Annotated in this window: 13 protein-coding genes and 1 pseudogene; 6 read left to right on the top strand and 8 right to left on the bottom strand. The window is 55.8% G+C overall.

Going from position 1 to position 14,805, the window contains the following annotated elements:
- Window positions 1–88 precede the first annotated feature (88 nt).
- Together GRO01_RS05190 and GRO01_RS05185 are read left to right on the top strand one after the other, a co-directional pair.
- Window positions 89–652, top strand: a complete 564-nt coding sequence (locus tag GRO01_RS05190) for a TetR/AcrR family transcriptional regulator (protein WP_062508223.1) — start codon at window positions 89–91, stop codon at window positions 650–652.
- A gap of 309 nt (window positions 653–961) precedes the next feature.
- Window positions 962–1,741: a hypothetical protein gene (locus GRO01_RS05185; RefSeq protein WP_062508221.1), complete on the top strand. Its 780-nt coding sequence runs from the start codon at window positions 962–964 to the stop codon at window positions 1,739–1,741.
- 279 nt (window positions 1,742–2,020) lie between these two features.
- On the opposite strand, the gene GRO01_RS05180 is transcribed toward GRO01_RS05185, so the two are convergent.
- From GRO01_RS05180 to GRO01_RS05155, 6 genes are all read right to left on the bottom strand, one after another.
- Entirely contained in the window at window positions 2,021–2,950 is a 930-nt protein-coding gene (locus GRO01_RS05180) for a nitrilase-related carbon-nitrogen hydrolase (RefSeq protein ID WP_062508298.1), read from the bottom strand.
- A gap of 29 nt (window positions 2,951–2,979) precedes the next feature.
- Window positions 2,980–3,318 (bottom strand): hypothetical protein, encoded by a 339-nt coding sequence (locus GRO01_RS05175; RefSeq protein WP_141306851.1) that lies wholly within the window; start codon window positions 3,316–3,318, stop codon window positions 2,980–2,982.
- A gap of 70 nt (window positions 3,319–3,388) precedes the next feature.
- The gene (locus GRO01_RS05170; RefSeq protein WP_062508215.1) at window positions 3,389–4,678 is read right to left on the bottom strand and encodes an MFS transporter; all 1,290 of its coding nucleotides are present in this window, start codon (window positions 4,676–4,678) and stop codon (window positions 3,389–3,391) included.
- Window positions 4,675–5,463 carry a deaminated glutathione amidase gene (locus tag GRO01_RS05165; RefSeq protein WP_174787409.1) on the bottom strand — a complete coding sequence of 263 codons (789 nt, stop codon included), beginning with the start codon at window positions 5,461–5,463 and terminating at the stop codon, window positions 4,675–4,677. The genes GRO01_RS05170 and GRO01_RS05165 overlap by 4 nt, the downstream gene beginning before the upstream one ends.
- A 15-nt stretch (window positions 5,464–5,478) precedes the next feature.
- On the bottom strand, window positions 5,479–6,279 hold the full coding sequence (locus GRO01_RS05160) for a TonB-dependent receptor domain-containing protein (RefSeq protein ID WP_141306849.1): 801 nt from the start codon (window positions 6,277–6,279) through the stop codon (window positions 5,479–5,481).
- Complete coding sequence (locus tag GRO01_RS05155) at window positions 6,239–7,732, bottom strand: TonB-dependent receptor plug domain-containing protein (protein ID WP_167494576.1); 1,494 nt, start codon at window positions 7,730–7,732, stop codon at window positions 6,239–6,241. The genes GRO01_RS05160 and GRO01_RS05155 overlap by 41 nt, the downstream gene beginning before the upstream one ends.
- 158 nt (window positions 7,733–7,890) lie before the next feature.
- Between GRO01_RS05155 and GRO01_RS05150 the strand changes: the two genes are divergently transcribed.
- Complete coding sequence (locus GRO01_RS05150; protein ID WP_083541290.1) at window positions 7,891–9,285, top strand: aminotransferase-like domain-containing protein; 1,395 nt, start codon at window positions 7,891–7,893, stop codon at window positions 9,283–9,285.
- 264 nt (window positions 9,286–9,549) lie between these two features.
- Complete coding sequence (locus GRO01_RS05145; protein WP_244926370.1) at window positions 9,550–10,614, top strand: phage integrase SAM-like domain-containing protein; 1,065 nt, start codon at window positions 9,550–9,552, stop codon at window positions 10,612–10,614.
- On the opposite strand, the pseudogene GRO01_RS05140 reads toward GRO01_RS05145, so the two are convergent.
- Window positions 10,521–10,904, bottom strand: a pseudogene (locus GRO01_RS05140) (transposase); the annotation flags it as partial. The gene GRO01_RS05145 and the pseudogene GRO01_RS05140 sit on opposite strands and share 94 nt — an antisense overlap.
- Window positions 10,905–11,255: 351 nt before the next feature.
- A complete protein-coding gene (gene hutI / locus GRO01_RS05130; protein ID WP_062508205.1) occupies window positions 11,256–12,479 on the bottom strand; it encodes an imidazolonepropionase in 1,224 nt (407 codons plus the stop codon).
- 133 nt (window positions 12,480–12,612) lie between these two features.
- Here hutI and GRO01_RS05125 point away from each other — a divergent pair, with 133 nt between their 5' ends.
- Complete coding sequence (locus GRO01_RS05125) at window positions 12,613–13,938, top strand: formimidoylglutamate deiminase (protein WP_231490144.1); 1,326 nt, start codon at window positions 12,613–12,615, stop codon at window positions 13,936–13,938.
- Between the two features lie 63 nt (window positions 13,939–14,001).
- Window positions 14,002–14,805 carry an N-formylglutamate deformylase gene (gene hutG / locus GRO01_RS05120; RefSeq protein ID WP_062508203.1) on the top strand — a complete coding sequence of 268 codons (804 nt, stop codon included), beginning with the start codon at window positions 14,002–14,004 and terminating at the stop codon, window positions 14,803–14,805.

The following is a 14,805-nucleotide window of genomic DNA, read 5'->3' as shown; positions in this document are numbered from 1 at the left end:
TCCGGTCTTTACACCGTAAAGAATGACGAATGAAGAAAGGGCTCGTCAAGTTATTTTTACAGTGTAAATTTACGTCTGGAGGATCAGGATGAAGACGCCCACGAAAAGCAGCTATCATCATGGAGACCTGCAAAAGGCCCTGCTGAACACGGCCCGGCTCATGCTGGAAAAGGACGGCATTGCGTCCCTGAAGCTCAGGGCGATCACCCGGAATGCCGGCGTCTCCGCGACGGCCGCAGCCCCGCATTTCGGCAACCTGACCGGTCTGCTGAGTGCTTTGGCCGCACAGGGTTTCGATGAGCTTTCCGAAGCCATGTCACCCGAGCACGCCAGAGAGCCCCGGGATGTCGGTCTGGCTTACGTCCGTTTTGCAATCGCCAATCCGGGGCTTTTCACACTGATGTTTCGCAGTGATGCCATCGATCCGGATCATCCGGTCCTTGCGACAGCGTCAGAACGGGCTTTTGCCAGACTTGCCGCTCTTCCGACATGCGACCAGTCTGGCATTTCCCCGGAAGCAGCCATGGCCTCTCTCTGGGCGAAGGTTCATGGACTGGCCGTGCTGGCGATAGACGGATTACTAGCACCACTGATCCGGCGCAGCAGCACAGCCCTCACGATCGATCAGCTGGTTGAGGAGGCTTTCCGCTGAAACCCTGTCCGCTTACGCCTACATTTGCGACGAACGAAGCATCAAGTCTGTGACCCGGAAGCGGACGCAGGTTAAAAGGATTATGTGTGGCTGGATCATCGCTCTGACTCTGTTGCTCGTCTGTTAATGTTCGTCCGCCATCGAATATCTTGAATCAGAGCTTCAACTCACAGGAAATAATTGGATGCAGATAACGCTCAGAACGAGATTTCAAACAAATCTTTTCTCAATCATCTGCCTCACGTTAGCATCTCACTCAGTTTATGAATCAAAAATTTTAACATTAGTCTCGGATCGAAAGGAAAGCACATGATTCATATTCCAGGTATTGGTATGGTATTTGGTCCAATATGGAATAGACTTCAAAAAAAGCTTTTCCTCAAAACATTTTTATGGTCTCAGGATAGATATAATGATTGGAGGAGAATGGGAAAATATTGGAAAAATATCGATGAAATGATTGAGTATGACTTTAGAGTGGAAAATGAAATTTTTTGCCAAGATTCTTTGCCATTTAATAAAATCATTTTTCGGAAAAACAAGTTTTTCTCAGCAGATTATTTTTCCATTTTAATAGAAGCCCAATCAGGAAATATAAAATTTCAAGAGCATATTGAAATAAAAAATATGGATGATTCTATATATTATTTCTCTCTTCCGAACATTCCTTTGATGTGGATTGATATTCACGAAGACGCATACTGCACGCAAAGGCTTGATGGTATCACAGTGATAATCGCGGAGGCCAAATATAAAGAAGAATCAGTTGCAAAAAATGTGAAAGGTCCAACCTATCGTCCGTCTGGTATAGATATATTGAATGATAAGTGGGTAGAAAAATGGGAAAAATGGTGGAACCTTCGTGCCATCGAAGAATGCAAACGCAACATAAAATTATTTATTCAGTATAATTTCGTAACAAGTTATAAAATATATCACGTGAATGCAAAGGAAATGAATAATACTAAGAGAAATATCTTATTGCTGCGCGGGATGGTGATTTTCTACATAGCAAATCATATGTTATCGCCAATATTTTGGATTTCTGTTTGGCTGGGAAAGAGAGATTTTTGGGACAGGTGTGAGTAATCACAGGCAGGAAAAGCCATCTACGTCACCCATGCCCGGGGCAGGCTCATCACCGTTTAGCAGTTCTCGCCATGCTCGCCTCGGTCTTTTCCGCATGCCGTTGTAGATAATCAGCGAAACTGTCCAAGCAAACGAATGTCCATCTTCCGCTTGAATCCGGACCTTCCGTTCTCCCTCCAAAGCGGATGCGTCTGCGAGCAAACTCTTCTTATTTGCCGCACCTATAGTACTCATTGAGCCTAAAGCTTCGGAGTACGAGTTTAGGCTTGAAACGAGATGTCACCAAAAAAAAGATACCGGCTCCCGCGCAGCTTCATTGACATATAGGCTGAATACATCCGGCCGGGCATAATGTCCGGCAACATCCAGATCATATTTGGCGCGGATGACGTCATGCAGATCGATATCCGCCGTCAGGATGGCCTCACGGTCATGGACTGGACCGGCAATGATTTCCCCGAGCGGACTGACAATGATGCTTCCACCCCGGATGAGCACCGTCTCCGGATCATCCCCCTGATGACAGTCATAATCCTCCGGAGCATCCGCCCGCGTCATGAACTGACATGCACTCAGAACGAATGTCCGCCCTTCATAGGCAATATGCCGCATGGAAGCATGCCAGATATCACGTTCATCCACCGTGGGCGCACACCAGAGATTGATCCCGCGCGCATACATGCTCTGCCGCAGATCCGGCATATAGTTTTCCCAACAGATTGCAGCTCCGATACGTCCGATCTCCGTGTCGAGCACAGGTATGGTAGACCCATCCCCCTGCCCCCAGACCAGACGTTCGGTACCGGTCGGCATCAGCTTGCGATGCTTGCCCAGGAGCGTGCCATCCGGCCCGAAAAAAAGAGCCGCGCAATACAGCGTCGCCCCATCCCGCTCGATAACTCCGACGACCAGATGCGCAGCCATCTTTGCCGCAAACGATCCGATCCGATCCGTCTCGGGCCCCGGAACAGCAATGGCCGACTTCCAGTACCGCAGATAGTCCTCCCGCCCCTCGGGAAACCGGCTGCCCAGCACGGCGCCAAAGGTCAGCCCCTTCGGATACCCCCCGATATAGGCCTCCGGAAAGACCGCCAGCTGCACGCCTTCAGCGGCCGCAGCCTCGCAATGCGCCGCCATGCGATCCAGTGTGGCTGGCGTGTCGAACAGGGTGCTTCCCGCCTGAATGACGGCAACGCGAAGCTTGGTCATATACGAATCTTTCATACAATCGATGCAGATCAATCCTGACGGATAAACAGTTCTTCGTAGGATCGCGAACGTCCTTCAGGAGATTTCCCCACTCCCCAACGCCAGAGATTTTTCGCATCATCCGAAAAGCGCCAGTAGGCAGCCACGATAACATCGTCGCCCAGCATTTCCAGAATTTCGAATTCCCGTTCCGAGATTTGGCGAACACGGACACTGTCGAACCGGGTACTTCCCCGCAGCGGGCTGACTTCCCCGGTCAGAGGTGTATCGTAATCGAGCGTTCTGACAGGCTGGCTTTTGTCCGTGTCATTTTCGGAATGATAGACCAGGCGCCCATCCCGAAACGTCAGCCAGAGCTTCAGCCTCATATCCGGCGGAAAGTTTCCGTCACTCCATGAAGAGGATGCATTTTCAATTACCCATACGCCGTTGAAAGCTTCAGACATCATAAGATTCCTTTGAAATATTTCTGGAAAAAGACATATCCTGGCACTCGTCGATCTGGCCGAAATATCCTGTCAGGAGACAGCACACTGCCCCGAGGACACCGAGCACGCAGGGTAAGAGAAGTGCTTCAGGCCAGTTCAGTCCTGTTTTAAGAAGATGAGCCGTCAGTACAGGCACAATGCCTGCTGCCAGATTACCGCAGAAGCCAGCCCATCCGACGACTACGGCAGCGTGATGCCGGGTCAGCCCCTGGGCCAGCGTCCAGATCGAAACCTGGCACGGTCCCAGTGCAGCAAGGGCTGCACAGAGGAGTGCAACCGAGGTCAGTGTGCTGTGACACAGTGAAGCCGCTTCCAGACATATCGCACTTGTCGTAGCACCGAGCGCACCGAACAGAACCCGTGCCCGGAACACAGATGCCGTCCGCGCATAGATCCTGTCACTTATAAAGCCGCTAGCAACCACCGAACCGTAGAGGCAGAACCAGGGTAGGCTGAACACCCAGCCCATCTCCCGATACGACAGGTGACGTGCGGACAGAAGGTATTGCGGCAGCGTCACGTGATAGAAGGACTGCACGGCCAGCATGCAAAGATAAAACCCTCCGATGGCCCAGAAGCCCCCCGATCCAGCCAATTGGTGTAGGATGTGCATAGCGGGAAACAGTGAGGGTGACTCTTCCTGATGCCGATACGGACCGTCGCGGAAAAGAAGCAGCCACACGACGCTCAGGATGGCGCCAAGACAGCCGAACACGAACAGACAGCGCTGCCAGCCGAATACCAGCGTGGTTTCGGTCGTCAGGGGACCGGCGATAGTCGAGCCGAGATACAGCGCCCCGAGCAACACGGCATTTCCGCGTGACCTGCGTTCTGGAGCAAACCAGTCGTGGACAGCGACAACGCTGGCACTCCAGTCCGGAGCCTGAAACGCGCCCATGGCCACACGCAGCACGAGAAAAGACACGAATCCGGCTGAAACCGGCATGAGCATCGTCGTCAGGGACCAGAGCAGACAGGCGATCCCTAGTGACCGGCGTGGGCCTAGACGATGCACGAGCCAGCCACTGGGCAACTGCATGATCGCATAACTCCATGACAGGGCGGCAATCACCAGCGAGATATGCACATAATCGAGCCCCAGACTCTGCCCGATCCGGGGAGCTGCCAGAGCAAAGCTGTTCTTGTCGAGCGCCATCATCAGGTTCACGGGGACCACCAGGCCCACCAGAGAAAACCACGGACGCAGCCTCTCTCGCAGGGCTGTCCGCTCCAGCGTCATGCGTCTGCCAGCATTGGGGCCGCAAAACGCCGGTTTTCCAGAACGGGAAGAACGCGACGGGCATGATCCAGCCGTTCATGAAGCAGCGTTGCAAAACCCAGCACAGGTTCCTCGCCCAGAGCCAGTGTTATGACGCCAAGCGGATCGACGACCATACTGGCGCCGATGTTCCGTGGGCCGCATTCTCCCACAGCGATGACATAGCAGGTGTTCTCCAGAGCGCGCGCTACCGTCATGACTTCCCAGTGCCGTTCCTTGGCCGGACCCCGCACCCAGGCCGCAGGCAGAAGCAGAACTTCCGCACCTTGCAGTGCGAGATGGCGGGCCAGTTCCGGGAAGCGGATGTCGTAACAGGTCATCAGACCTACCCGCATCCCGCCGATATCCACAACGGGTGGCAGTTCAACGCCCGGCGACGTAAGCCGGGATTCTTTCATACTAAAGGCATCGTAAAGATGCAGCTTGCGATACAGCGCAATGAAGGTGCCATCCTTCAGAACGAAATGCGTATTGAAGAAACGTCCCTCCCCGTCCGGAACATTCACGCACCCGGCTACGGCAATACCATGGCTCGCCTGCTTCAGCCCATCCATGAAGGGGCCATCGAGAGGCTGGGCGGTCTTGGGCATGATTTCGGGGTCATTGATATCGCGGGCCAGAATACCCTCGGGCAGAAGCAGCAGATCAACACCTTCTATTTTCGAACGTTCGATCAGTTCCAGACATTGCTTCTGGTTGGTTTCCCAGTCCGCAGCGACTGCAAATTGTCCCAGTGCGACTTTCATGATGCCATTCCCTCCTTAGAAGCCATAACTCAGGCGACCGCCGATAAAGCGCGGGGCTCCAGGTACGTGCTGATATGTCGTACTCTGCGACGACGACGTGATGCTGTAATGCCGGTCCAGAAGGTTCGTGACGTAAATCGTGGCGTTCCAGCCCTGCTTCTTGTTCCCGATGGTGGCATAGGTTCCCATCAGGAAATATGGCGGCAGCCTGTAGGCGCCGGTCCCGCCGATCGTCATCGCCTGAGAGTCCCGGTAATTGCCGTTGACGCCCAGATCCGTGAAAAGTCCGTAGGGAAGATCGGCGCGATAAGCGATGCTGCCACTGAGCGTCAGTTTTGGAATCCCCAGATCGGAACCGCGATAATCCGTATAGAACGCCTTGTAGACCCCGGTCGCCACACGGTATGCGTTTACAGCTGGCGTATTGAGCGCATAAAACGAGGTGTAAGAGCCGCGCTCATAACCCATGTTTCCATTGATATAGATATGGGAAACCGGATGGGCTTCGGCACTGAGTTCAATGCCCCAGATCGCCGAATGAGGAACATTTACATACGTTCCGAGCGGACCGTAATTGTTCAGCAGGAAACTCGAAACAACCTGCTGGTTATGGTAATCGTAGTAAAAGGCAGCTCCATTCAGACGCAGCTTTCCCGGTAGCGGATCACTCTTGAAACCCAATTCATAAGATACGAGAGACTCAGGCTTGAATGCTTTGAGCTGAGCCTGTGCCACCGTGTTGTTTGCGGCAAACCCGCCGGGCTTGAATCCCTTGCTAACCTTGAAATACGTCTGAAGATGCTGGGCCAGCTGCACCTGGATGCCGAGCAGCCCCCCCCAGCTGATTGGTCAGTGCACCTTCGGGAGCGAAATTGAGAGTATTCAGACCATATTTTATGGTCCGGAAATTCAGAAGTTGCCGGTCGTCCGACATGTGGTTCAGGCCGCCAAACAACGTGATGGTCTTCGTGATATCGTAATTTACGTTCACGTATTGCGAAAATGCCTGCTGATTCTGATCATAGGAACTCTCCGAGATATAGCCACGGCCCTGATAATCATTGAAATTATTGTAGAATTGCTGCTGCATGCGCGAACGATTGTAATAGGCGCCGACGGTCCAGTGCAGTTTCCCAGGGAGGGTGGAAACCAGTTTCAGTTCCTGTGAGAAAATGTTGCCGTTAACGTTCCGGTAGACGTCTCCCGTCGCAAGTTCGGTTCCGTCCTCGTCAGAATACTCACCCTGCCGCTCTGTTTCGAACGCCGAGACGGCTTCCAGTCGTGCAAAACCCAGCTCCCGGCTAATCCGGAAATCGGCTCCCCAGAAAATATTATCTTCGGAAGGTTTCAGGCTCTCAGAGCGTCCAATAAGCTTTGCAAATCCGGGCTGAATGCCCCAGGCTGTCTGCCTGTAGCCGGAAAACTGCGGGTATTTCTGCCAAGCTGGCGCCAGGTTGATGACCGGATTGCCATTGACCAGTTCAGACAGATCCCGCGTCCAGTGTCCACCCAGAGCGATCACCGTCTTGTCATCCGGCGTCCATTTCAGTTTAGCCCGCAGTGCAGTCTGGTTCTGATCACCAAGATGGGCACCGTTCAGTGGATTATACTGCCAGCCTCCGCCCTGTGTCGTCTGAGCCGCGACCCTAAAAGAAAGGTTTCTGGCGAGTGGTCCTGAAATGAAACCGCTCGTACGGGAGCGGGCATAACTGGCAATATCTTCCGTAATATTCCCATGCCAATCCGGCGTAGGATCATTCGACTGCAGCGAAACTTCACCACCCGTATCTGACATACCGTGCGTAAAACCTACCGGACCCGGCGCGATATCCACATTCGCGATATCGAACATCATGCCGTCCGTCATGGATGAGAACGGGTAGGCTACCCCGTCGAGATAGACCATGACGGACGAAACATTGTTTTCGTAATAGTCATCAAGCCCGACACCCCGCAGATGGTAATTGATGCTCTGCGTCCCTTTGAGGGACTGGACCGTCAGGTTCGGGGCCAGATTCTGAAGATCTGTTACGGACACTACCCGGCGTTCCAGCAGGGTCTGCGCCGAAATTCGTGTGTTGGAATCAGGCTGACGCTGCGCCTGACCAAACGCAAAAAGGTGCCGCCCCTGAACCTGAAGACTTTCATCCCGACCAGCCTGAACCGCAGTTCTTTTCTTCGGTGCAACCGGTAGCGGGGTCTTGCGCACGATATGAGCTTTGGGGCGTTTCGTATGCGTGACTGACGTCTCCGCCAGCGCTGCTGGCATGTAAATGAGACATGCGGTTCCGCAGAGAAGAACTGCTCCGGCCGAAAGGGGGCGTCTCTGCCTGAATGAAGAAGGCATGCTCATCATGTCGTTTCCATCCGTGTCCTGAAAAGAGTCGGTACTGAAATGATTAAGAAGCCTTCCTTTCCCTCGCGCAAATGATATTACGTTATTGGACATTTATTTACTGGAATAACGATGTGGAAGAGTTTAATTCAGATTGGTTCGTAAACCGCCTGCACGACCGCTCTGCCCGGGGCCTTGCACGCCAGATTTCTGCCCTGATCCAGAGTGGAACGCTCCCGGTTGGTACACGTCTGCCTTCGATCCGGGATCTGGCTTTCGGTTTGGGCATTAGTCCAGCTACCGTTTCCATTGCCTGGATCGACCTGCGTAAAAGGGGAATTATTTCCGGACGTGGCCGACGTGGAATGTACGTATGCAACATGTTCCTTTCGCCTCGTCCTGTCAGGCGCACGGCAAGCCTCAGTCGCGAAAACGTCAGTCTTAATCTGACATCCTATACCCCGGATCCCATCCGCCTCCCCCGTCTGTACGATGCGTTTGAGAACCTAAAATCCATTCCCAATCTCAATACTTACGACGACGATACGATTTCTCCGATCCTGCGTACGATCTGCGCTGCAAAATGGCCCTATCCGGCCGAGGATTTTATGGCGACCAACGGTGCCTACAGCGCCCTATTCGATACAATCCAGGCTCTCATTCCTCCAGGATCGACAGTAGCTGTGCAGGATCCCACTCCCATGCGAATTCTGGATATCCTTGATTACCTGAGTGCCTCGATCCTTCCGCTGCAAAGTGATGCCGACGGTATCGTGCCCGCATCGCTGGAGCAGGCCCTGATGAGAAATCCGACGGCGCTATACCTGCAACCGAACATCAATGCCATTACAGGGCAGCGCATGCCGCGCACGCGGCTCCGCGAACTCGCCCAGGTACTCAGGACGTCTCCCTCGACCTGGATCATCGAAGACGACGCTTTTCCATGGTTTTCACCAGTTCCGGCAGAGAGCATTGGAGTATGGCTCGGACCACGCGTCATCCACGTGCGCTCGCTATCCAAGATCCTGGGACCGGACCTGCGATTGGGCGTCGTGTCCGCATCATCCATGATCATCCGCGAGATCCAAGCCTATCGCAGCTTTGGGCCCGCCTGGACAAGCCGTCTGTTGCAAAGCGCCGCCGCCCGACTTCTGGACAACGAAAAAACTCACCAGATCATTCAGGAGAACTATCTGCATTATCAGAAACAGCGTCTTGAAATGGTCTCCGCTCTTCGTCGCAATGGTATCGATAGCCCCATTGGAGAAGGCTTTAGCTTCTGGATCTCAGTCCTGGATGAAGACGCCGCCTGCTCGTATCTAGACTCACAGAACATCCGGGTCTCGGCCGGCCGTCAGTGTTCTCTGCTGGCAGCCCCTCATATTCGCTTTTCGATTTCCCGTCTCACCGGCAATTTCGACCGGATCGCATGCGATATACAACAAGCTGCGACAAAAAATGCACTACAGATAGGCGCCCAAAAATGATCTTCGGCCTAGAACGATAAGAGATCCATAATGGGTTTACGAATAGAAATTCTAAAAAAGTCTTTTATTTTCATAGGTTTCGATATTGGGGGTATTATTTTATTTGGACGACAGAATCTTATCTTCAATCAGATTATTAGGTTATTGGAGTGTTTGACGCTCTCTCCGCCATGCATCGAGAAACCAAATTAAATCAGTCACTTACGACCACTTTTCGGTAGTAGCCTACTACTCGCTCGGTAGTGCCTCATCGGTAGTCCTTCCATGGTGAAGAAGGATGAGGATATGTTCGCCCTGAAAAAAACAGGCGGTAACACATGGTCGGTAAGGCTTTCCATTCCTCGGGATCGCTGGGCCGATGCAGGGCAAGCTTACGGAACCAAATCCGGCATAAAACAGGAAGTCATCCGATCACTCGGGACGCGGGAGAAGCAAGAAGCCCTGAGAAGGCGCGACAAGGCCCTTGCAGCAATGCGAGAGGACTTGGACGCCAAGCTGGTAACGGCTGGCTTCTTGCCTATCCACGGCCATTGGCAGCCTGATTGGATAAATGAGGACCGCCTGCTCACTGAGGCTCTGGAAGCCCGGCGGGAGATCGCGGCCACCTCAGACAGAACGGATGGTGATGACAGGCAAATGGGCCCTACCGACCCCAGACGCCGCCTGATTGAAGGAATGGACTACTTTCTTGAGGATCGGGCCGAACAGCTTGAGAAGGCTGGAAAGGACCCTTCAGGCTATGTGACCCGATATCGGGAGATTGCACTGGGCAAGACCACGCCTATCGGCCCCCTCTTCGACCGTTGGATGCGGGATGTGGAAAGCACGATCAGGCAGCAGACGGCCCGAGGGCATAGGCTGGCCTTTAGGTTCTTTGGGGAGTTTCTGGCTTTTCAGGATGGTGATGCGTGCTCCAGCCAAGACCCGGAAACCCTGATTGCGTCCACAAGCGTGGAGAGTATCACCAAGAGGCGCATAGGCGAGTTTCCCGAATGGCTGGCCCAGCGAAAGAGGCTATCCGCAAAGACCATTCAGAGCCGTATTAGCCCGCTCAAGACCTTCTGGGACTGGCTGGAGCGCAAGGGCTATAGCGAGACCAATCCATGGCTGGGAGCGACTACGGGCCTCAAACGTCGGGCTGAGGTAGAAGAAAAGCAGGACCATAAACGGGAATATACCGAAGCGGAGTTGATTACCCTTCTCCAAGCCAACCCTGACGGACATAGGAGATGGGGTTATGGGGCTGCAATCTTTGATCTGATCCGGCTTGGTCTCCTCACAGGGGCGAGGCAGATGGCGGAGAAGAAGACGGTCGGGCATCTGTCGTAGCGTGTTACGACCCGCCGTCAGTTCTTGAGCCTTCCAAACATGATCGCGATCCGATTGTAGCACTTGCATTTCCGCCTGTCGTATTTGAAAGGTTTTCCGCGGGATTTCCGTCCTGGAATGCAGGGCTTTATCTCTTTCTCTTCCAAGGCATGCCTGAGCCAGTCGGCGCCATAGCCCCGGTCGCCCAGCATCCATTGTGCCGCAGGAAGGCTGTCTAGGAGGGCAGCGGCACCGGTATAATCGCTGATCTGTCCTGCTGTCATGAAGAAGCTCAGCGGGCGTCCATCAGCCAGTACAGGTCGCTCATCTCCAGTCTCCTTACAGAGCCCGAATCGAATTTCCACAATAAAATCAATGGGTCCTGAGCTTAGGCTCAATCAAAAGTACGCATGTATTGAGATTTGCGACGACATGCAGCATGCCATTAAGAAACAGGCGGTTATTTCCGGCTGGGCGGGCCCAACGTCCACGTTCAGGAGGAAGAAGCAGACCAATTATCGCCCATTCCTGATCCATCAGATCGCCTCAGGCCGTGCCCACTCCGCTACGCTGCCTTCATTGAGGCAACCAGTGAATCAGATCTTGCTCCATACCGATAGGTGTTTTGTCAACGCGGCCTAAACACCCAGTTGCTCCCATCATTATATCCCCTCAAAAATGTGCCGTGTGGGCTGAAGACCACCAACCCAGTAAGATAGCTCATGCGGACCCGTCACTTCCCACAATGCCATATCCGCCCGCATACCCTGTCGCAGCATACCCACCTGTTGTTCCAGCCCCAGAGCCCGCGCGCCAACAGACGTCACCGCCCGGAAACTCTCTTCGGGCGTCAGACGAAACAGCGTGCACCCCATGTTCATAACGGTCGTCAGCCCCAGAACAGGGGACGTCCCCGGATTGCAGTCCGTCGCAAGCCCGATACCCACGCCATGCTCACGCAGCAACGCGACAGGCGGGAGCTGCTTTTCGCGGATGAAATAGAATGCGCCCGGAAGCAGCATCGCAACCGTCCCATGACGCGCCATGCTCATGACAGCCTGCTCATCCGCATATTCCAGATGATCCGCAGACAACCCGTGATACCGCGCGGCCAGAACCGTCCCTCCGCCCAGAGAAAGCTGCTCGGCATGAATACGGACGGGCAGTCCGAGCTTCTGGGCCGCCTCGAACAGGATTTCCGTCTGGGCGGGTGAAAAGGCGATCGTCTCACAGAACGCATCCACGCTATCAACCAGCTTTTCTTCATGAAGAACCGGCAGAACTTCCTCGACCAGAAACGTCACATACGCGTCCGCACGCCCCTGATATTCGGGCGGTACCGCATGCGCGCCCAGAAACGTCTTGTGCACACGGACCGGCAATTGCTCGCCGATCGCCCGCGCCACCCGCAACTGTTTGAATTCGTCCGCAAGGGTCAGTCCGTAGCCTGACTTCACCTCCAGCGTCGTGGTGCCTTCGCGGATCATCGTATGCACCCGCTTGAGGGACGCCTCCAGAAGCTCCTGCTCCGATGCCGCGCGCGTCGCCGCAACCGTCGAGAGAATACCGCCGCCTTTGCGTGCAATCTCCTCATAGGACGCCCCGTTCAGCCTTTCCGCGAACTCACGACTGCGATCGCCCGCAAACACGACATGCGTATGCGCGTCGATCAGCCCCGGCGTCAGCCAGCCGCCACGCCCGTCCTCGATCCGGGTGGCCAGATTTTCCGGGACGTCCGGCAGATCCGCCTGCGCGCCAATCCAGCAGATCACCCCGTCGTGCACGCCCACGGCACCGTTGCGGATACATCCATATCCATCCCCGGCCGTGACAAGAGCCTCATCACCCGTCGCAAGATGGACATTGAGCCAAAGGACGTTCCACATGGTTCTTCTCCGAATTGTTCCGGTTATGGTGATATATGTATATACATATCAGTCAATCCCATTATGATCCTGCCCGGAAAACGGAACCCGCTTGCCCAAAGCGCCTTCCCCTCCTGCAACCTGGAATTTCGTGATGACCGAAGTGTTTGCAAAACAGGCCCTCCTGCCACAGGGGTGGCGCCGCCACGTCCAGATCACCATCGCCGCTGACGGGACGTTCACCTCCGTCATCCCCGACAGCACGCCCGGCCCGGATATGCAGCTTCTGGACATGGTCGTGCCCCCGCAGATCAGCCTGCATTCCCACGCCTTCCAGCGCGCCATGGCAGGACTGGCAGAGCGCCGACAGAACCCGGACGACACCTTCTGGACATGGCGCACGCGCATGTACCAGCTCGCGCATCGCATCTCCCCGGAGCAGATGCAGGACGTGGCCGCCTTCCTGTATATGCAGATGCTCAAGGCCGGCTATGCGCAGGTCGCCGAATTCCATTACCTGCACAATGCCGTCGACGGACGCCCCTATGCGTCCCCGGCAGAAATGTCCTCACGCCTCGCCGCAGCCGCCACAGATGCAGGCATCGGCATCACGCTCCTCCCCACCCTCTACGCCCGTGGCGGGTTTGACGGCAGCCCGCTGAACGACGCCCAGAAACGCTTCGCCAGCACCCGGGACACGATCGCCCGCATCCTGTCCGACCTCCAGTCCGACTGGCGCGGTTCACAACTGGTGACAGCCGGGGTGGGCCTGCACTCTCTCCGCGCCGTGGACATCCACACCCTCGGCGACCTGCTTCACGCAGCAGGCCCCGCCGCCCCGATCCATATCCACATCGCCGAACAGCAGCGCGAGGTGGAAACCTGCCTCTCCGCCACGGGACAGCGCCCCGTAGAACATCTGATGAGCCATCTGCCGGTCGATGCCCGCTGGTGCCTCGTTCACGCCACCCATCTCTCGGCCGGGGAAGTCACCGCCATCGCCCGCTCCGAGGCTGTGGCCGGTCTCTGCCCGATCACGGAAGCCAATCTGGGGGATGGCATTTTCCCGTTCGAAGCCTATGTCGCGCAGTCAGGGCGCTTCGGCATCGGCAGCGACAGCAACGTCCTGCTCAGCCCGTGGGAAGAGCTCCGCCTTCTGGAATATGGCCTGCGCCTGCAAAGCCAGAAACGCTGCGTTGCTCTTCCCCCGGAGCGCAAGGGGTCGATCGGCGCATGGCTGTACCGCCAGAGCCTCGCCGGGGGCGCGCAGGCCAGCGGCCTGCCCCTCAGCGGCCTGCAACCCGGCGCCCGCGCCGATCTCTGTGTCCTCCACGAACAAGCCCTGTCCCTGCCCGACCTTCAGAACGACGACATTCTCGACTCCGCCATTTTCGCCACTTCAAGCCCCCCGTCCGGCACGTCATGTGCGCCGGACAATGGCGCATCACCGATGGTCACCACCCCGACGAAGCCCGCCTGACCAGGGCTTTTCATGCAACCCTGCGCACCCTGATGGCTGCCTGAGATTTTCCGGATCACAACCATGACGACCGTTTTCTCCTTTACTCCCGGCACCCTCCCGATCCTGATCACAATCCCCCATGCGGGCGACCGTCTGGCACCGGGCATGGAAGAACGCATGACCCCGCGCGGCAGAAAACTGCCCGATACCGACTGGTACATGGAGCATCTCTACGCCTTTGCGCTCTCAAAAGGGATCGGCATCCTGCGCGCGAACTTCTCCCGCTATGTCGTGGACCTGAATCGAGGCCGGGATGACGCCGCCCTCTATGCCGGACGGCCCAGCACTGGTCTGGTGCCGCTGCTCGGCTTTGACGGACAGCCCATCTATCAGGACGGTCAGGAGCCAGATGCCGACGAAATCGCGGCACGCACGGACCAGTACTGGCAGCCCTATCACGACGCCGTACAGGCCGAACTGACCCGCCTCAGGGAACAGTTCGGATGGGCGATCCTGTGGGATGCCCATTCCATCTGCTCGGAAATCCCCAGACTGTTCGAAGGCCGCCTGCCGGACCTGAACTTCGGCACCAACAGCGGGGCCTCCTGCGCACCCTCACTGGCGGAAGCGCTCCTCGCCCGCGCAGAAACGCTCACCGCCTACACCCATGTCCGCGACGGCCGCTTTAAAGGCGGCTACACAACACGCCATTATGGTCAGCCAGCGGACAACATCCACGCCATCCAGCTCGAAATCGCCCAGTCCACCTATCTCGCCTCCGAGCAGGACCCCTGGCCCATTGACCTTCAGGCCGCCGCCAGCCTCTCGGCCGCCATCGAGCCCTTGCTGGCAACAGCCGCAGACTGGCGTCCGGAAGGCACCTGA

Source organism: Gluconobacter roseus NBRC 3990 (genome assembly GCF_006538885.1).
Classification (GTDB): domain Bacteria; phylum Pseudomonadota; class Alphaproteobacteria; order Acetobacterales; family Acetobacteraceae; genus Gluconobacter; species Gluconobacter roseus.
The sequence above is the reverse complement of the archived record's forward strand: the minus strand, read 5'-3'. Positions and strand labels throughout refer to the sequence as shown.